Here is a 17774-nt window from a genome sequence, read left to right on the forward strand (position 1 = left end):
GGCGAGGTGAGCTCACCCCCCAGCACCGGATCGTTGTCAGCGGCCCAGGCACGGCGGATCACCCTGGTGGCGCAAGGTTTTCGCGACACCCGCCATCAGCGGCCGACGATGCGGACGCTGACCCGCACCGTCGAGCGCACCGGCCTGTTGCAGATCGACTCGGTCAACGTGCTGCAGCGCGCGCACTTCATGCCGCTGTTCTCCCGCATGGGCCCGTATGACGTGGGGCTGCTCGACCGCGCGTCCGGCCGCAGCCCGCGGCGGCTCGTCGAGTACTGGGCGCACTGCGCGGCATACATGCCGGTGGAGCTGTGGCCGGTCATGGTGCACCGCATGCAGTACCACCGGGGCAGGGGCCACGAATGGTTCGGCCTGCCCGACGATCCCGGCCTGCCCCGCGCACTGCTCCGCGAGATCGAGCAGGGCGGTCCGGCAACAGCCCGCGACCTTGACGACGGGCTGCCCCGCACCCGCGACAACTGGGGCTGGAACTGGTCGAAGACCAAGAAGGCGCTGGAGTTCCTCTTCTTCGCCGGCGAGCTGAGCGTCGCCCGGCGCAACACCGCGTTCGAGCGGGTCTACGACCTGCCCGAGCGCGTCATCCCCGCCCCGATCCTCGACCAGCCCGAGCCCACTCCGCTCGAGGCGGCCCGTGAGCTGCTGCGGCGCGCAGCCCGATCCTATGGCGTGGCAACCGAGTTCGACCTGCGCGACTACTTCCGCATGCAGGAGTCCCCGGTCCATCGCGAGCAGGTCGCGACCGCGCTGCAGTCGCTGGTGGACGACGGTGAGCTGCTGCCGGTCACGGTCGAGGGTTGGCGCCGTCCGGCATACCTGCAACGCAACGTGACCATCCCGCGCAGGGTCGACGCGCGCGCACTGCTCAGCCCGTTCGACCCGCTGGTGTGGCACCGGGAGCGCACCGAGGCACTCTTCGACTTCTTCTACCGGATCGAGATCTACGTGCCCGAGGCCAAGCGGGTGCACGGCTATTACGTGCTGCCGTTCCTGCTGGGTGACCGGATGGCCGCCCGGGTCGACCTGAAGGCCGACCGGCAGGGACGGGTGCTGCACGTGCTCGGGTCGTATGCCGAGCCGGGTGCCCCTGAGCGCACCGCGCCCGAGCTCGTCGAGTCCTTGCGGGAGCTGGCCGACTGGCTCGGGCTGGACGATGTCCGGGTCGCCGGCCGTGGCGACCTCGCGCCCGCGCTCGCGGCGCAGCTGCGCAGAGCGGGCTGACCCGTCACCCCCAGTGGTACTCCACCTCGGGGCGACCGGCTCCGGCATACCGTGAGCGCCGGGTGGCGAGCCCGGTCTCGCAGAGGTATTCGGCGTAACGCCGCGCGGTCACCCGGCTCACCGGCAGCCGTCCGGCCAGGTCCCGCGCCGACAGGCCGTCGCCGGAGTCGCGGAGCACCGCGCTGACCCGGTCGAGCAGTTGCTCGGACAGCCCCTTGGGCAGTTGCACCGCCTTCGCCGGACGCAGCGCGCCGAACATCTCGTCGACCTCGGACTGGCTGGCCACCGCCGAGCCGGCGGAGGCGTGCTCGGCGTAGGCCCGGTAGGCCTCCAGACGGTCCCGCAGCGTCGCGAACGTGAACGGCTTGAGGACGTACTGCACGACGCCCAGCGACACCGCCGACCGCACGACGTCGAGCTCGCGCGCGGACGTCACCGCGATGACATCCGCCCGGTGCCGCGCCGACCGCAGCGCACGCAGGATCTCCAGCCCGTGCCGGTCCGGCAGGTTCATGTCCAGCAGCACCACGTCCACCGGCCGCTCCTGCAGCACCTGGATGGCCTCCTTGCAGGTGCCGACGGTGGCGACCACCCGGAACCCGTCGACGCGTCCGACATACGCGGTGTGTGCCTCGGCCGCGATCGGCTCGTCCTCGACGACGAGCACCTGCATCTCAGACATTCGGGTCTCCTCCCGGGACGGGCAGGTGTATGACGAAACGCGTCGGATCGTCGCGCACCTCGATGGTGCCGTGCAAGCGGTCCACGGTCTGCGCAACCAGGGCCAGGCCGACCCCGCGTCGTCCGGCGTGCCCGGAGTCCTTGGTCGAGTACCCGCGGCGGAACGCCTGCTCCACGTCGCCGGACAGGCCCGGTCCGTTGTCGGTGACGGTGAGGGTCGCCCGGCCGCCGGACGCACCGGCGGCGAAGCTCACGACCCGCTCGCCCGGCAGCTCGCCCACCGCGTCGAAGGCGTTGTCCACCAGGTTGCCGACGACCGTCACCAGGTCCGCCGTCGGCATCGCGTTCTCCGGCCAGGACGTGTCCGGGTCGATCCGCAGGGTGATGCCACGTTCGCGGGCCTGCGCGGACTTGCCGAGCAGCAGCGCGGTGAGAGCGGGTTCGCCGTCGACCGCGCCGACCACCCGGTCGGCCAGCCCCTGCGCCTGGTCGAGCTCCTCGGTGGCGAACGACAGGGCCCGGTCGGCGTGGCCGAGCTCGATGAGCGAGACGATGGTGTGCAGTCGGTTCGAGGCTTCGTGGGTCTGCGACCTCAGGGCCTCCGCCAGACTGCGGGTCGAGTCGAGCTCCCCTGTCAATGCGACGAGTTCGGTGCGATCACGCATCGTGACGACATACCCGAGCGATCGCCCGCCCGGCGCGACGACGGCCTTGCTGACCACCAGCGTGCGCCCACCGGCGAGCTGCAGCTCGTCGTGCCGGACGACGTCGTCGGTCAGCGTCGCGACCATCGGGGTCGGCAGCCCGAGCTCGTCGGCGGGGCGCTCGGTGAAGTCCTCCGGCAGGCCGAGCAGGCGGACCGCTTCGTCGTTGGCGATGCGGATGCGGCCGGTCAGATCCGTGAGCAGCAGCCCGTCGGTCACCGCGTGCAGGACCGCGTCGTAGTAGTCGTACATCTCCTGCAGCTCCTGCGCGCGCAACCCCCGGGTCTGCCGGCGGACCCGCCGGGTGACCAGCGCCGTCCCCAGCCCGACCAGCAGGGCCGCCGCCAGCCCGGCACCCAGCACGGTCGGTAGTTGCTCGGTGACCCGGTGGCTGACGGCCTGCTTGCGGATCCCGACCGAGACGAGCCCGATGACCCTTCCACGGTCGGTCACCGGGACGACACAACGGCGGGACGGCCCCAGCGTCCCCGTGTAGTCCTCGACGACCTCACCGCCGGCGACCGCCGGGGCGATGTGGCCGACGAACTTCTCACCGATGCGCGCCGGGTTGGGATGGCTGTAGCGCGTCCCGGCCGGGCTCATGATGACCACGAAATCGGTGCCGGTGCGTTTGCGGACACCTTCGGCGAGCGGCTGCAGGGTCTTGGACGGATCGTCGCTGTGCAGCGCCGCGACGACCTGCGGCGTCGCGGCCACCGAGGTGGCGACCGCCAGCACCTGTGCGGTGGCCCGGCTGGTGCTGTAGCGACGCGCCTGGAGGAACGCCCCGCCCACCCCCGCCGCGATGACCAGCAGTCCGACCACGACCTGCAGCGCGAACGTCTGCGTCGCGACCGACCACCGGCGCGGCGACCGCACGGGCACTACTCGGCGCATGGTGGCTCCTGTCCGCTGGCGCACACGGTGAACTCAATGAACACAACGGTGACCTGCGTCACGTCACCGGCCATTGTCGTGGACGTTCCCCACATCCGGCAGGGGACACGAGTCACGGGAGATGACAATGACCTCAACTGTGAAGGGCACCGCACCCGACGGCACTCCGTCGCGGCGCAAAGACACCACGCACTACCTGTATGTCGCCGTCGTCGCCGCCATGATCGCCGGCATCGCCGTCGGCATCATCTGGCCGGACTTCGGCATCCAGCTGAAATGGCTGGGCACCGGGTTCGTGAACCTGATCAAGATGATGATCTCGCCGATCATCTTCTGCACCATCGTCCTGGGCATCGGCTCGGTCCGCAAAGCCGCGCAGGTGGGCCGGATCGGCGGCCTCGCGCTCGGCTACTTCCTGGCCATGTCGACGGTGGCGCTGGCCATCGGGCTGGTCGTCGGCAACGTCATACATCCCGGCTCGGGCCTGCACCTGACCAAGGAGCTGGCGGCGACCGGGCACAGCCAGGTCAGCACCGAGGCCAGCGGCACGGTCGACTTCGTGCTCGGCCTGCTCCCGGACACCCTGGTGTCGTCGCTGACGTCCGGATCGGTGCTGCAGACCCTGCTCGTCGCGCTGCTGGTCGGCTTCGCGCTGCAGAAGCTGGGTCCGGCCGGTGAGCCGATCCTGGCCGGCATCAAGCACTGCGAGCGGCTGGTCTTCAAGCTGATGCAGATGATCATGTATGTCGCGCCGGTCGGCGCCTTCGGCGCGATGGCGGCGGTCGTCGGCGCCACCGGCTGGAAGGCCCTGCAGGGCCTGGCGGTCGTGATGATCGCGTTCTACATCACCTGTGCGATCTTCGTGTTCGGCGTCCTCGGGGCCATCCTGTGGGTGTCCGCCCGGGTGAACGTCTTCTCGCTGTTGCGCTACCTCGCCCGCGAGTTCCTGCTGATCCTGTCGACGTCGTCCTCGGAGTCGGCGCTGCCGCGGCTGATCGCCAAGATGGAGCACCTGGGCGTCTCCCGTCCGGTGGTCGGCATCACGGTCCCGACCGGTTACTCCTTCAACCTGGACGGCACCGCGATCTACCTGACGATGGGATCGCTGTTCATCGCCGACGCGTTGGACAAGCCGTTCAGCCTCGGGCAGCAGATCTCCCTGCTGGTCTTCATGGTGATCGCGTCCAAGGGCGCTGCGGGTGTCACCGGTGCCGGCCTCGCAACCCTCGCCGGTGGCCTGCAGTCGCACCGCCCCGACCTGGTCCAGGGGGTCGGGCTGATCGTCGGCATCGACCGGATGATGAGCGAGGCCCGGGCGCTGACCAACTTCGCCGGCAACTCGATCGCCACCGTGCTGGTCGGACACTGGACCGGCAACCTGGACAGGCAGCAGCTGACCGCCGTGCTCAGCGGCGCGGCGCCCTTCGACGAGAGCATGCTCGAGGTCGACGCACCCGCGGCGGCGGTGGAACCCCCGCCGAGCGCGACAGCACCCGGCGAGCCGGTGCCCGTCGGCTGACGCCGTAACGGCAGTGCCGTCCTCGATTTCGGCGTCGAGGACGGCACTGTTACCATTGACTTACCGACTGGTCCGGCGTGAGCCGGTCCGGTGTGCAAGAGAAGCGGAAGCTTCCACCTCGCGCGGCAGGCATGCCGCCAGGTCCGGTCCAGTGATGAGTGGTCACCGCTGACGTCATACGACGGCTCGGTGACCACGTCACCATTGTGCTGCAGGCTGAGGCTTCTCGAGCACCCTCTGGGTGACGAGGAGCCTTTCTTCGTTTCCCGCAGCAGCATCGAACACGAATGAAGGAGCTTCACATCAGCGCTGAGCCTCGTATCAACGACCGCATCCGGGTTCCGGAGGTGCGGTTGGTTGGGCCGAACGGAGAGCAGGTCGGCATCGTGCGCGTCGAGGACGCGCTGCGGCTGGCCGCCGAAGCAGACCTCGACCTGGTCGAGGTCGCACCCCAGGCCAAGCCGCCCGTGGCGAAACTCATGGACTACGGCAAGTTCAAGTACGAAGCCGCCATGAAGGCCCGCGAGTCGCGCAAGAACCAGGTCAACACCGTCATCAAGGAGATCAAGCTCCGCCCGAAGATCGACCCGCACGACTACGGCACCAAGAAAGGCCACGTCGAGCGGTTCCTGTCGGCGGGCGACAAGGTCAAGGTGACGATCATGTTCCGCGGGCGTGAGCAGTCCCGCCCGGAGCTCGGCTTCCGGCTGCTGCAGCGGCTCGCCGACGACGTCCAGGAGCTGGGCTTCGTGGAGAGCGCGCCCAAGCAGGACGGCCGCAACATGATCATGGTGCTCGGACCGACCAAGAAGAAGGCGGAGGCACGGGCCGAGGGCCGGCGCCGCCGCGAGAAGGCGCAAGCGGAGCAGACCGCGAGCGCCGAAGCCTGAGCCACCTCGCGCGCCCGTTGCGCGTGAGTTCGCAAGCCAGCCCTGCCCTACGGCGGGCGGGTACGTCACGTAACGAAGGAGTTCGGCGATGCCGAAGATGAAGACCCACAGCGGCGCCAAGAAGCGCTTCAAGATCAGCGGGTCCGGCAAGGTCATCCGGCAGCGTGCACGCCACGTGCACAAGTTCCAGGAGCGCACCAGCAGCCAGGCCCGCCGCCTGGTGCCCAACGTCGAGGCGTCGGCCCCCGACAGCAAGAAGATCAAGAAGCTGCTGGGCAAGTAAGCCCCGCTTCACTCAAATCCACACGTACTAGAAGGAGATTCACGTGGCACGCGTGAAGCGGGCGGTCAACGCCCAGAAGAAGCGCCGCACCGTTCTGGAGCAGGCGAGCGGCTACCGCGGACAGCGTTCGCGCCTGTACCGCAAGGCCAAGGAGCAGGTCACCCACAGCCTCGGCTACAGCTACCGCGACCGTCGCGCCCGCAAGGGTGACTTCCGTCGCCTGTGGATCCAGCGCATCAACGCCGGTGCCCGCGCCAACGGCATGACCTACAACCGGTTCATCCAGGGGCTGAAGGCCGCCGAGGTCGAGGTCGACCGTCGCATGCTGGCCGAGCTGGCCGTCAACGACGCCGCCGCCTTCACCGCGCTGGTGGAGATCGCCAAGGCCAACGTGCCCTCGACCACCGACGCGAAGGCCGACTCGGTCGCCTGACCGAGCACCCAAGGCATTCTCGAACGCCGGCCGAGCCGCTTTGTCCGTCCTCACCAACCCCCGCGCGGAGCGGGTGAAGGCGGTCCGGGCGCTCGGCCGGCGTTCTGCGCGTCAACGCGCGGGGCGCTTCGTCGTCGACGGCCCGCAGGGCGTGCGCGAGGTGCTCCGGTTCGCTCCCGGCACGGTCGTCGAGGTGTATGTCGAGGGCTCGGCGCAGGGCCGGCACGGCGACCTGATCGACGCTGCGCGGAGCGCGAACCTGCCTGTCCACCAGTGCGATACGGCCGTCATGTCGGCCCTGGTCGACACCCAGCACCCCCAGGGCATCGTCGCCGTGTGCCGGCCGGTCGACGTCCCGGTCGCCGACGCGTTGGCGGCCGCTGACGGCTTCGTCGTCGTGCTCGCGCACGTGCGTGATCCCGGCAACGCCGGGACCGTCATACGCTCCGCCGACGCCGCGGGGGCCCGAGCGGTCATCCTGTCCGACGCGAGCGTCGACCTCTACAACCCCAAGGTGGTGCGGTCGACGGCGGGTTCGCTGTGGCATCTGCCGATCGCCCTCGGCGGCGACGTCCCCGGGCTGATCGCGGCATGCCGGGCCCGCGGCCGCCGGGTCCTGGCGGCGGACGGCGCAGGCACCACGTTGCTGCCCGCGGCCGACCTGTCCGGACCGCACGCCTGGTTGATGGGCAACGAGGCGTGGGGACTCGACGAGGAGATCCGCGGACTCGCCGACGACGTGGTGCGCGTGCCGATCCACGGGCACGCCGAGTCGTTGAACCTCGCACTCGCCGCCACGGTGTGCATGTACGCCAGCGCCGACCGGGCCACGTCATGAGTTCCCTCGGGGACCGAGGTCCCGGGCAACCCGGCGGTGCACCGGACGGGGTGGAGCCCGAGCTTGCGCTGGTGCTCTACCGGGCGCTGCTGGAGCAGCTGCCCGAGGGCGTGGTCGTGGCCGATGCCGAACGCAAGCTCGTGCTCGTCAACCGGCGTGCCGAGCGCCTCACCGGGATCCGGCTCACCGACCGGCTCGGCGCGGACGTCCGCGACGTGCTGCCACTCACCGGTGTCGACGGCCGTTCCTACTGGGCGACCGACGACCCCTGGGGTGGGCTGCGCACCCGCAGCGGTTCACCCGAGCAGCGGCTGGTGCTCCCCGGGGGTCGAAGCGTGCTGGTCGCGACGCGGCACGTGCGCAGCGGCGCCCAGCGCACCCTGCAGTGGCTGGTGATGACGATGCGCAGCACGACCGTTCGCGACCGCATCGAGGCCGAGACGGCTGCGTTGGTGACGACCGTCGCGCACGAGTTGCGCTCGCCACTCGGTGCCGTGCGCGGCTTCTCCCACACGCTGCGCAACCGCTGGACCCAGCTGCGCGACGATCAGAAGCTGTGGATGGTGGCGGCCATCGAGGCGGACGCCGCGCGGCTGGAGCGCCAGGTGGCGGAGCTGCTCGACATCTCCCGCATCGATGCCGGCAGATTGGTTCTGAACCTCCGCCAGGTCGATCTGCTGGCGCAACTGGACGCCGCGATCGAGCGGATGGAGTCCGCCGCCACCGATTCGGGTCCGTTCCGAGTCCTCAGCGCCGACAGCGAGGTGCCGCTGCAGGCGGACCCCGACCGACTCACCCAGATCCTGTCCAACCTGCTGGAGAACGCAGTCCGGCACGGCGGCGGTCCGGTCACGATCACCGTCGAACAGCGCAGCGGCAGCGTCCGGTTCGACGTCTCCGATGACGGGCCCGGCATCGCACCCGAGCACCGGGCACTGGTCTTCTCCCGCTTCTGGCAGGCGCGGGGACGCCACGGCGGCAACGGTCTCGGTCTGTATGTCGTGCACGGCCTGGTGCGCGCGCACGGTGGCACGATCGAAGTGCTGGACCGGGCGGACGGCGCGACGTTTCGGGTGACGCTGCCGGCGGACGGTGGGCCGCAGGCGAGCGCCTGAACTGTTCGGACAACGGTGTGACCGGATCGGGGTCCCCGCGAAGTATCGGAGGAGCGCAGCGGAGGAGAACTTCGTGGGGTGATTTAGACTTGGGCAGCGTGTCAGGTCCCAACACGTCATACGATCCCGTCGAGGTGGCCGCCCTCGACCCCGGTGCCATCGAGCAAGCCGTCCAGGATGCCCTGGCCGCGTTCGCCGCGGCGGGCACCCTCGAGGAGCTGAAGGTCGCTCGGACGGCGCACCAGGGGGACAAGAGCCCGCTCGCACTCGCCAACCGCGAGATCGGTGCGCTCCCGCCTTCGGCGAAGGCGGAGGCGGGCAAGCGGGTCGGCCAAGCACGTGGTCAGGTCGGCGCCGCCCTGAAGGAGCGGCAGGCGCAACTGGAGGCCGAACGGGACGAGCGCATCCTCGTCGAGGAGGCCGTCGACGTCACGATGGTGCCCGCTCGCCGGCCGCTCGGTCGGCGCCACCCGGTCGAACTGATGGGTGAGCGCATCGCCGACCTGCTGGTCGGGATGGGCTGGGAGATCGCCGAAGGGCCCGAGATCGAGGCCGAGTGGTTCAACTTCGACGCGCTGAACTTCGACGTCGACCACCCCGCCCGGCAGATGCAGGACACGTTCTACATCGCGCCCGAGGACAGCGGCCTCGTGCTGCGCACCCACACCTCGCCGGTGCAGGCGCGTTCACTGTTGGAACGCGGGGTGCCGCTGTACGTCGGGTGCATCGGCCGCGTCTTCCGCACCGACGACCTGGACGCGACCCACATGCCGGCGTTCCACCAGATCGAGGGCATCGCGGTCGACAAGGGCATCACCATGGCGCACCTGAAGGGCACGCTCGACCGGATGGCGAGTGAACTCTTCGGCGAAGGCATCACGACGCGGCTGCGCCCGTCGTTCTTCCCGTTCACCGAGCCGTCCGCCGAGATGGACCTGCGCTGCTTCGTGTGCCGTGGCACGGACCCGGAGTGCCGGTCCTGCAGCGGCACCGGCTGGATCGAATGGGGCGGTTGCGGCATGGTCAACCGCAACGTGTTGCGGGCGTGCGGGGTCGATCCGGACGTCTACACCGGATTCGCCTTCGGGATGGGCATCGACAGGGCACTGCAGTTCCGCACCGGGCAGTCGGACATGCGGGAGCTGATCGAGGGCGACGTGCGTTTCGACGCGCAGTTCGGGATGGAGATCTGATGCGGATTCCGTTGGATTGGCTGGGGGAGTATGCCGAGCTGGCCGCCGGTGCGACCGGGGCCGACGTCGCGGCGACGCTGGTGCGGGTCGGCCTCGAGGAGGAGGGCCTGCACGGCGGCGAGGTCACCGGGCCGCTCGTCGTGGGCAGGGTCCGCACCATGGAGCCCGAGCCGCAGAAGAACGGCAAGACGATCAACTGGTGCACGGTCGACGTCGGCGACGCCAACGGGACCGGCGAACCGCAGGGCATCGTCTGCGGCGCGCACAACTTCGCGCCGGGCGACTTCGTGGTGGTGGTGCTTCCCGGTGCGGAACTTCCCGGCGGGTTCGCGATCTCGGCGCGCAAGACCTACGGTCACGTCTCGGCCGGCATGATCTGCGCAGCGGACGAGCTGGGGCTGCCGGACGACGGGTCCGGCGGCATCATCCGTCTCGCGGAGCGGGTGCCCGGTGTCCCGCTGACGCCGGGCCAGGACGTCATACCACTGCTCGGCCTGGACCGTGAGACCGTCGAGATCAACGTCACGCCCGACCGGGGTTACTGCTTCGCGATCCGTGGGGTGGCGCGCGAATACGCACTGTCCAAGGACATTCCGTTCACCGACCCGACGGCGAAGCTCGGTGCCGCCGCTCCCTCGGACAACGCTGAGGGGCACCCGGTCCGCATCGAGGACGCTGCACCGCTGCGTGGCACGGTCGGCTGTGACCGCTTCGTGGCTCGCACCGTGCGCGGGGTCGATGTCGCGGCACCGACGCCCGCCTGGATGGCGACACGGCTGACCGAGGCGGGTATGCGACCCATCTCGCTTCCGGTCGACATCACCAACTACGTGATGCTCGGTCTGGGGCAGCCGTTGCACGCCTACGATCTGGCCACCATCGACGGGCCGATCGTCGTGCGTCGCGCGCGGGACGGCGAGACGTTGAAAACGCTTGACGGCCAGGAGCGTTCGCTCTTCCCCGAAGACCTCTTGATCACCGACGACGGTGAGCGTGGCCTCGGCATCGCGGGTGTCATGGGCGGTTTCGACTCCGAGGTGAGCGACTCCACGACCGACCTGTTGATCGAGGGAGCCCATTTCGACCCGATCACCGTGGCGCGCTCGGCGCGTCGGCACAAGCTGCCGTCGGAGGCCTCGCGTCGCTTCGAGCGCGGCGTCGACCCGCAGCTCGCGCCGGCAGCTGTCGAACTCGTCGTGCAGTTGCTCGTGGAGTTCGGCGGCGGCACCGCCGACGCGGGTGTCACGGACGTCGACAACACCGCGGAAGCTGCAGGGGTCGACTTCGATCCAGCGCTGGCTTCCTCGCTGGTCGGCATGTCGTACTCCGACGAGCAGGTCGCCAAGGTGCTGCAGGACGTCGGGTGCGAGATCGACTCGACCTCGGTGCCCTGGCATGTGACGGCACCGTCGTGGCGGCCCGACCTGCAGACCGGGCCGGACCTCGTCGAGGAAGTGGCCCGCGTGGTCGGATACGACAAGATCCCGTCGGTGCTGCCGACCCCGCCCGGTGGCCGTGGCCTCACGCACGCCCAGCAGGTCCGCCGACTGGTGACCGATGTGCTGGCGGCGGAAGGGTTCTGCGAGATCTGGTCGGCGCCGTTCGTCAGCGATGAACGGCACGAGGCGATGGGCTGGCCGGCGGACGCGGCGCGTGCCCGGACGGTGCGGATCGCGAACCCGCTCTCCGAGGAGCAACCGCTGATGCGGATCTCGGTCCTGTCGACGATGGTCGACGCGCTCAAGCGCAACGTCGCCCGTGGCATCAAGGACGTGGCAATCTTCGAGCAGGGTCTGGTCGTGGCGTTGGAGGACGGTCAACAGCCTGCTCCGACCTCGCCGGTAGGGGTGTTCCCGGGGCCGGAGGCGCTGACCCGGATCCGTGCCGCCGTGCCGCCGCAGCCACGCCACATCGGCCTGCTCATGGCCGGTGAGGTGGAGCGCAGCGGCTGGTGGGGCGCGGGCAGGCAGGCGGAGTGGAGCGATGCTGCCGCTGCCGTCCGCAGCATCGCGGAGGCGCTGGCAGTTCCGCTGGTGGCGGGCGCGGATGACGTGGCGCCATACCACCCGGGCCGGTGCGCGAAGTTCACCCTGCCCGACGGCACACTCGTCGGACACGCGGGAGAGTTGCACCCGAAGGTCGTGCAGCGGCTCGGCCTGCCCGCGCGCACAGTGGGTGCTGAGATCGACCTCGACGTGCTGATCGCGGTGAGCGACCAGGCAGTCCGCTCGACCCAGATCAGCACGATGCCGCTGGCGAGCAGCGATGTCGCTCTCGTGGTGGATCGCGAGGTCACGGCGGCAGCAGTGGAGTCCGCGCTCCGAGAGGGAGCGGGTCCGTTGCTGGAGTCGATCGTGCTCTTCGACGCCTACCAAGGTGATCAGGCGGGAGAGGGGAAGAAGTCACTCGCCTACCGGATGGGGTTCCGGGCGGCCGACCGGACTCTGAAGACCGAGGAGGTCAACGCCGCGAGGGACGCTGCAGTGGTCGCCGCGGCGGCGGCCACCGGCGCCGTTCAGCGCGCCTGACCGAGAGGCCCAGCAACCACCGACAGGGCACGTAATGCACCGGCTTGCGGGCCGGATCGCGGTGCATTTCGTGTCCGCTCGGTGCCGTTCGTGTCCTCTCGAGAGTGGGCAGCATGAGTATGCGTAATCATGTATAGTCATGCAGGTGTTGTCAGTTGCAGTGGCCGGGGCCAGTGGCTATGCCGGCGGTGAGCTCCTTCGCCTGTTGATCGGGCATCCCGAGGTGTCGATCGGGGCGGTGACCGCTGCGTCGTCGGCGGGTGACCCGCTGGCACGACACCAGCCGCACCTGACTCCGTTGGCGGACCGGATCCTTGCGCCGACCACGGCGGGAACCCTGGCCGGGCACGACGTCGTGTTCCTCGCGCTGCCGCACGGAGCCTCGGCGGCGATGGCCGGCGACCTCGCGGACGACGTGACCGTCATCGACTGCGGGGCCGATTTCCGTTTGTCGGATCCGCAGGCGTGGCAACAGTTCTACGGCAGCGAGCATGCCGGGACCTGGGCCTACGGCCTGCCGGAGTTGCTCGTCGAAGGTCGCACCAAACAGCGGGTGCAGCTCGCCGGTCAGTCGCACATCGCGGTGCCGGGCTGCTATCCGACGGCCTGCTCCTTGGCCCTTGCGCCGGCGTTCGCCGCCGGTCTGGCGAGCTCGGACGTCGTGATCGTCGCCGCCAGCGGGACCTCCGGCGCCGGCAAGTCGTTGAAGCCGCACCTGCTCGGGGCAGAGGTCATGGGCTCGATGAGTCCGTACGGTGTCGGCGGCGGACATCGGCATACGCCCGAGATCGACCAGAACCTCTCACGCGCCGCGGGGGTGCCCGTTGCCGTCTCGTTCACGCCGACGCTCGCACCGATGCCGCGTGGCATCCTGGCGACCTGCTCGGCCAAGCTGGCGCACGGTGTGACCGCCGAGTCGGTGCGCGCCGCCTATCAGCAGGCGTACGACGAGGAGGCCTTCGTGCACTTGCTGCCCGAAGGCGCGTGGCCGTCCACCGGCGCGGTCCTGGGGTCCAACAACGTCCAGGTGCAGGTGGCGGTCGACGAGCGGGTGGGCCGGCTGATCGTGGTGGCCGCCGAGGACAACCTCACCAAGGGGACGGCCGGGGGAGCGGTGCAATGTCTCAACCTGGCACGGGGATTCGACGAAACGCTCGGTCTTCCCGTGACGGGCGTGGCACCGTGATCCTGCACCCCGACCTCGCCGGTCGAGCAGGGTCGAGCAACGCGCCCCGTATCGACACCACCGAAGGAGCGACAGCATGAGTGTCACCGCCGCCAAGGGCTTCCGCGCCGCCGGCGTCACGGCCGGTCTGAAGCCCAGCGGGAAGCCGGACGTCGCCGTCGTGGTCAACGACGGCCCCGAGCACGTCGGCGCCGCGGTGTTCACCAGCAACCGCGTCGAGGCGGCCCCGGTGACCTGGTCACGCCAGGTCGTCACGGACGGCCGGGTGGACGCGGTGATCCTCAACTCCGGCGGCGCCAACGCGATCACCGGCGGCCAGGGCTTCGCCGACACCCACGCAACGGCCGAGCACCTGGCGGACCGACTCGGCGTCTCCGCGGGTGACGTGGTCGTGTGCTCGACCGGGCTCATCGGCGAACTCCTGCCGATGCCCAAGCTGCTCGCCGGCGCCGACGAAGCGGTGGAAACCCTTTCAGCAGAGGGTGGTTCCGCTGCTGCGGAGGCGATCATGACAACCGACACCGTGGCCAAGGAGGCGGTGTCGACCGGCGACGGGTGGACCGTCGGCGGCATGGCGAAGGGCGCCGGGATGCTCGCGCCCGCCCTCGCCACGATGCTGGTGGTCGTCACCACGGACGCCCTGATCGACCCGACGCAGGCGTCTGAAGCGCTCCGCGCGGCGACGTCGGTCAGCTTCGACCGGGTCGACTCCGACGGATGCCAGTCCACCAACGACACCGTGCTGCTCATGGCGTCCGGTGCGTCCGGCGCGCGGCCCGACCCCGCGCAGTTCGGTGCGGCGCTGACCGAGGTCTGCACCGACCTCGCGCAACAGCTCATCGGCGACGCCGAAGGCGCGGCGCACGACATCACCATCGAGACCGTGCACGCGGCAACACTGGAGGATGCCCTCGAGGTCGGCCGGGCGATCGCACGCAACAACCTCTTCAAGTGTGCGATCTTCGGGCAGGACCCCAACTGGGGCCGCATCCTCGCCGCTCTCGGCACCACCAAGGCGGCGTTCGAGCCGGGCAGGCTCGGCGTGTGCATCAACGGGATCCAGGTGTGCCGCGACGGTGGCGTCGGTGACGATCGCAACCTGGTCGACCTCACCGGCCGGGACGTGCACATCGTCGTCGACCTCGACGCCGGCGACGAGACGGCGACCATCTGGACCAACGACCTGACCCACGACTACGTCCACGAGAACTCGGCCTACTCGACATGAAGCGCATTCCCACCGATCTGGCGACGGCGACGGTCAAGGCGAACACCCTGGTCCAGGCGCTGCCGTGGCTGGAGCGTTTCCGCGGTGCGCTCGTCGTGGTCAAGTACGGCGGCAACGCCATGGTCGACGACGAGCTCAAGGCGAGCTTCGCGCAGGACGTCGCGTTCCTGCGCTACGCCGGCCTGCGCCCCGTCGTCGTGCACGGCGGAGGCCCGCAGATCCAGGCCATGCTCGACCGGCTCGGCATCGCATCGGAGTTCAAGGGCGGCCTGCGGGTCACCTCGACCGAGGCGATGGATGTGGTGCGCATGGTGCTCACCGGGCAGGTGTCCCGCGAACTCGTCGGCCTGATCAATCAGCACGGTCCGCTCGCGGTGGGTATGTCGGGCGAGGACGGCGCACTGTTCGGCGCCCGCCGCCGCGGTGCTGTCGTCAACGGCGAGACGGTGGACATCGGCCATGTGGGCGATGTCGTCACCGTGAACCCGGAGGCGGTCGAAGACCTGCTCGCGGCCGGGCGTATCCCGGTCGTGTCGTCGGTGGCACCCGACCTGGACCACGACGGCGAGGTGCTGAACGTCAACGCGGACACCGCAGCCGCAGCGCTGGCAGTCGCCCTCGGGGCGCACAAGCTGGTCGTGCTCACCGATGTCGAAGGCGTCTACGCCGACTGGCCCGACAAGGACAGCCTGCTGAGCTCGCTGCCGGTCAGCCAGGCCGAGGAGCTGCTCCACCACGTCGACGCCGGGATGGTGCCGAAGCTGGAGGCCTGCGTGCGCGCCATCCGCGGCGGCGTGCCGCAGACCCACGTCGTCGACGGCCGGTCGGCACACTCGATCCTGCTGGAGATCTTCACCGATGAGGGCATCGGCACGATGGTCCTCCCCGATGACCCGGAGGCATCATGACCACGAACAACGAATGGTTACAACGGTATTCGGACAGCATCCTCGGGGTGTTCGGCACGCCACCGCTTGTGTTGTCGCACGGTGACGGCTGCTACGTCTGGGACGTCGACGGCCGGCGTTACCTGGATCTGGTCGGCGGCATCGCAGTCAACGCGCTCGGCCACGGGCACCCGGCGATGGTCTCCGCCGTCTCCAAGCAGGCCTCGGAGGCGCTGCACATCTCCAACCTCTTCACCTCGCCCGGGCAGGTTCTGCTCGCCGAACGCCTGCTGGAGATCTCCGGAGCTCCGGCGGGGTCGCGGGTCTTCTTCGGCAACTCCGGGGCCGAGGCGATCGAGGCGTCGATCAAACTGGCTCGCCGCACCGGTCGCACCGGCATCGTCGCGGCGGAGCACGCCTTCCACGGCCGGACGACCGGCGCCCTGGCGCTGACCCACAAGGCCGCCTACCGGGAGCCGTTCGAGCCACTGCTGCCCGGTGTCACCCACGTGCCGTACGACGACACGGACGCCCTGCGCGACGCCGTGAACGAGACCACGAGCGCCGTGGTGCTCGAACCCGTCCAGGGCGAGGCCGGCGTCATCGCGCCGGCCGTCGACTTCCTGCGGGAGGCGCGTGACATCACCCGGGCCGCCGGGGCGCTGCTGATCATCGACGAGATCCAGACCGGCATCGGCCGCACCGGGACCTGGTTCGGCTTCCAGCACGCCGGGATCGTGCCGGACGCGATCACGCTCGCCAAGGGACTCGGCGGCGGCGTGCCGATCGGCGCCATGGTCACCTTCGGACCCGACGTGTCGGCCCTGCTGACCGCAGGTCAGCACGGCACGACGTTCGGCGGCAATCCGCTCGCGGCGGCGGCCGGGCTCGCCGTGCTCGGGGCGATCGAGGAGGAAGGCCTGCTCGACCACGCCCAGCGGATGGGCGAGCACCTGGAGTCGGCCGTCGCAGCCGCAGACATCCCGCACGTGACCGGGGTACGAGGCCAGGGGCTGCTGCGTGCCATCACCCTCGACGGGCCGATCAGTGCTGCGGTAGCAACGGCCGCCCGCGACGCCGGTTTCATCATCAATCCCGTTGCGCCGGAAGCGATTCGGCTGGCGCCCCCGCTCGTCATACAGGCCGAGCAGCTGGACGCACTCGTGTCCGCGCTCCCCGACATCATCCAGGAGGCAACCGAAGAATGACCAGGCATTTCCTGCGCGACGACGATCTCACCCCGGCCGAACAGCGCACCGTGCTCGAACGCGCCGCTGCGCTGAAGGCGGACCGCTTCGCCCTGCGCCCGCTGCAAGGCCCGCAGGTGGTCGCGTTGATCTTCGACAAGCCGACCTTGCGAACCCAGTTGTCGTTCACCGTCGGCGTCGCCGAACTCGGCGGCCACCCGATGGTGGTCGACGGCAACCTCGCCCAGATAGGGACGCGCGAGTCGGTCGCCGACGTGACCCGGGTGATCGAGCGCCACGTGGCCGCGATCGTCTGGCGCACCTACGGGCAGGACCGCATCGAGGAGATGGCGGCGAATTCCACTGTCCCCGTGGTCAATGCGCTGACCGATGACTTCCACCCCTGCCAGATCCTGGCCGACCTGCTGACGATCACCGAGCACAAGGGCGCGCTCGCCGGGCTCACCATGACGTATGTCGGGGACGGCGCGAACAACATGGCGCACTCCTACCTGCTCGGCGGCGCCACCGCCGGCATGCACGTGCGCATCGGTGCACCCTCGACGCACCAGCCCCGTGCGGACATCCTGCAGCGGGCCGGTGAGATCGCCGCCGAAACCGGCGGGTCCGTGAGCGTCACCGATGACCCGATCTCGGCCGTCCTGGGTGCCGACGTCGTCATCACCGACACGTGGGTGTCGATGGGGCAGGAGGCCGAGGCGGACGACCGCAAGGGCGTCGAGAGCCCGTTCGCCAAGTTCGCGGTCGACCGCAGCCTGGTGGACCACGCGGCGCAGGACGCGATCGTGATGCACTGTCTACCCGCCTACCGCGGTTTCGAGATCAGCGGGGACGTGATCGACGGACCACAGTCGGTGGTGTGGGACGAGGCCGAGAACAGGTTGCACGCGCAGAAGGCAGTGCTGTCGTTCCTGCTCGAATCATGAGTCCACGCAGCCGGATCGG

Annotated in this window: 16 protein-coding genes; 14 read left to right on the top strand and 2 right to left on the bottom strand. The window is 69.8% G+C overall.

Annotated features, from left to right (window positions below; all coding sequences use genetic code 11):
* The first annotated feature begins 6 nt into the window (after positions 1 to 6).
* Positions 7 to 1239, top strand: coding sequence for a winged helix-turn-helix domain-containing protein (locus tag FHU39_RS06085; protein WP_343065748.1), 1233 nt, complete (start codon positions 7 to 9; stop codon positions 1237 to 1239).
* Between the two features lie 4 nt (positions 1240 to 1243).
* On the opposite strand, the gene FHU39_RS06090 is transcribed toward FHU39_RS06085, so the two are convergent.
* Positions 1244 to 1921, bottom strand: a complete 678-nt coding sequence (locus FHU39_RS06090) for a response regulator (protein WP_183319527.1) — start codon at positions 1919 to 1921, stop codon at positions 1244 to 1246.
* Positions 1914 to 3521: a sensor histidine kinase gene (locus tag FHU39_RS06095; RefSeq protein WP_183319528.1), complete on the bottom strand. Its 1608-nt coding sequence runs from the start codon at positions 3519 to 3521 to the stop codon at positions 1914 to 1916. Before FHU39_RS06095 ends, FHU39_RS06090 begins: the two co-directional genes overlap by 8 nt.
* A gap of 127 nt (positions 3522 to 3648) precedes the next feature.
* Between FHU39_RS06095 and FHU39_RS06100 the strand changes: the two genes are divergently transcribed.
* From FHU39_RS06100 to argF, 13 genes are all read left to right on the top strand, one after another.
* Positions 3649 to 5040, top strand: a complete 1392-nt coding sequence (locus FHU39_RS06100; protein WP_183319529.1) for a cation:dicarboxylate symporter family transporter — start codon at positions 3649 to 3651, stop codon at positions 5038 to 5040.
* 287 nt (positions 5041 to 5327) lie between these two features.
* Positions 5328 to 5930 (top strand): translation initiation factor IF-3, encoded by a 603-nt coding sequence (gene infC, locus FHU39_RS06105; RefSeq protein ID WP_183319530.1) that lies wholly within the window; start codon positions 5328 to 5330, stop codon positions 5928 to 5930.
* 88 nt (positions 5931 to 6018) lie between these two features.
* Positions 6019 to 6213: a 50S ribosomal protein L35 gene (gene rpmI / locus FHU39_RS06110; RefSeq protein WP_183319531.1), complete on the top strand. Its 195-nt coding sequence runs from the start codon at positions 6019 to 6021 to the stop codon at positions 6211 to 6213.
* Between the two features lie 43 nt (positions 6214 to 6256).
* Positions 6257 to 6646: a 50S ribosomal protein L20 gene (gene rplT / locus FHU39_RS06115; protein WP_183319532.1), complete on the top strand. Its 390-nt coding sequence runs from the start codon at positions 6257 to 6259 to the stop codon at positions 6644 to 6646.
* Between the two features lie 40 nt (positions 6647 to 6686).
* On the top strand, positions 6687 to 7484 hold the full coding sequence (locus FHU39_RS06120) for a TrmH family RNA methyltransferase (RefSeq protein ID WP_183319533.1): 798 nt from the start codon (positions 6687 to 6689) through the stop codon (positions 7482 to 7484).
* Positions 7481 to 8599 carry a sensor histidine kinase gene (locus FHU39_RS06125; protein WP_183319534.1) on the top strand — a complete coding sequence of 373 codons (1119 nt, stop codon included), beginning with the start codon at positions 7481 to 7483 and terminating at the stop codon, positions 8597 to 8599. Before FHU39_RS06120 ends, FHU39_RS06125 begins: the two co-directional genes overlap by 4 nt.
* A 98-nt stretch (positions 8600 to 8697) precedes the next feature.
* Positions 8698 to 9792 carry a phenylalanine--tRNA ligase subunit alpha gene (pheS, locus tag FHU39_RS06130; protein ID WP_183319535.1) on the top strand — a complete coding sequence of 365 codons (1095 nt, stop codon included), beginning with the start codon at positions 8698 to 8700 and terminating at the stop codon, positions 9790 to 9792.
* Positions 9792 to 12320, top strand: coding sequence for a phenylalanine--tRNA ligase subunit beta (gene pheT, locus FHU39_RS06135; RefSeq protein ID WP_183319536.1), 2529 nt, complete (start codon positions 9792 to 9794; stop codon positions 12318 to 12320). Before pheS ends, pheT begins: the two co-directional genes overlap by 1 nt.
* Before the next feature lie 139 nt (positions 12321 to 12459).
* The gene (gene argC / locus FHU39_RS06140; RefSeq protein WP_183319537.1) at positions 12460 to 13506 is read left to right on the top strand and encodes an N-acetyl-gamma-glutamyl-phosphate reductase; all 1047 of its coding nucleotides are present in this window, start codon (positions 12460 to 12462) and stop codon (positions 13504 to 13506) included.
* 76 nt (positions 13507 to 13582) lie between these two features.
* Entirely contained in the window at positions 13583 to 14734 is a 1152-nt protein-coding gene (gene argJ, locus FHU39_RS06145) for a bifunctional glutamate N-acetyltransferase/amino-acid acetyltransferase ArgJ (protein WP_183319538.1), read from the top strand.
* On the top strand, positions 14731 to 15642 hold the full coding sequence (gene argB, locus FHU39_RS06150; RefSeq protein ID WP_183319539.1) for an acetylglutamate kinase: 912 nt from the start codon (positions 14731 to 14733) through the stop codon (positions 15640 to 15642). The genes argJ and argB overlap by 4 nt, the downstream gene beginning before the upstream one ends.
* Positions 15639 to 16829, top strand: coding sequence for an acetylornithine transaminase (locus FHU39_RS06155; RefSeq protein WP_183319540.1), 1191 nt, complete (start codon positions 15639 to 15641; stop codon positions 16827 to 16829). Before argB ends, FHU39_RS06155 begins: the two co-directional genes overlap by 4 nt.
* On the top strand, positions 16826 to 17755 hold the full coding sequence (argF, locus tag FHU39_RS06160; protein ID WP_183319541.1) for an ornithine carbamoyltransferase: 930 nt from the start codon (positions 16826 to 16828) through the stop codon (positions 17753 to 17755). The genes FHU39_RS06155 and argF overlap by 4 nt, the downstream gene beginning before the upstream one ends.
* The last annotated feature ends 19 nt before the right edge of the window (positions 17756 to 17774 follow it).

It is taken from the genome of Flexivirga oryzae, from assembly GCF_014190805.1.
In the GTDB taxonomy this organism is placed as follows: Bacteria; Actinomycetota; Actinomycetes; order Actinomycetales; family Dermatophilaceae; genus Flexivirga; species Flexivirga oryzae.

Excerpts from the sequence above, each read along its gene's own strand:
- infC (WP_183319530.1), top strand. The coding sequence starts at position 5,328 with ATGAAGGAGCTTCACATCAGCGCTGAGCCTCGTATCAACGACCGCATC.
- argF (WP_183319541.1), top strand. The coding sequence starts at position 16,826 with ATGACCAGGCATTTCCTGCGCGACGACGATCTCACCCCGGCCGAACAG.
- pheT (WP_183319536.1), top strand. The coding sequence starts at position 9,792 with ATGCGGATTCCGTTGGATTGGCTGGGGGAGTATGCCGAGCTGGCCGCC.
- FHU39_RS06155 (WP_183319540.1), top strand. The coding sequence starts at position 15,639 with ATGACCACGAACAACGAATGGTTACAACGGTATTCGGACAGCATCCTC.
- FHU39_RS06125 (WP_183319534.1), top strand. The coding sequence starts at position 7,481 with ATGAGTTCCCTCGGGGACCGAGGTCCCGGGCAACCCGGCGGTGCACCG.
- rpmI (WP_183319531.1), top strand. The coding sequence starts at position 6,019 with ATGCCGAAGATGAAGACCCACAGCGGCGCCAAGAAGCGCTTCAAGATC.
- FHU39_RS06090 (WP_183319527.1), bottom strand. The coding sequence starts at position 1,921 with ATGTCTGAGATGCAGGTGCTCGTCGTCGAGGACGAGCCGATCGCGGCC.
- argC (WP_183319537.1), top strand. The coding sequence starts at position 12,460 with ATGCAGGTGTTGTCAGTTGCAGTGGCCGGGGCCAGTGGCTATGCCGGC.
- argJ (WP_183319538.1), top strand. The coding sequence starts at position 13,583 with ATGAGTGTCACCGCCGCCAAGGGCTTCCGCGCCGCCGGCGTCACGGCC.
- argB (WP_183319539.1), top strand. The coding sequence starts at position 14,731 with ATGAAGCGCATTCCCACCGATCTGGCGACGGCGACGGTCAAGGCGAAC.
- FHU39_RS06095 (WP_183319528.1), bottom strand. The coding sequence starts at position 3,521 with ATGCGCCGAGTAGTGCCCGTGCGGTCGCCGCGCCGGTGGTCGGTCGCG.
- FHU39_RS06100 (WP_183319529.1), top strand. The coding sequence starts at position 3,649 with ATGACCTCAACTGTGAAGGGCACCGCACCCGACGGCACTCCGTCGCGG.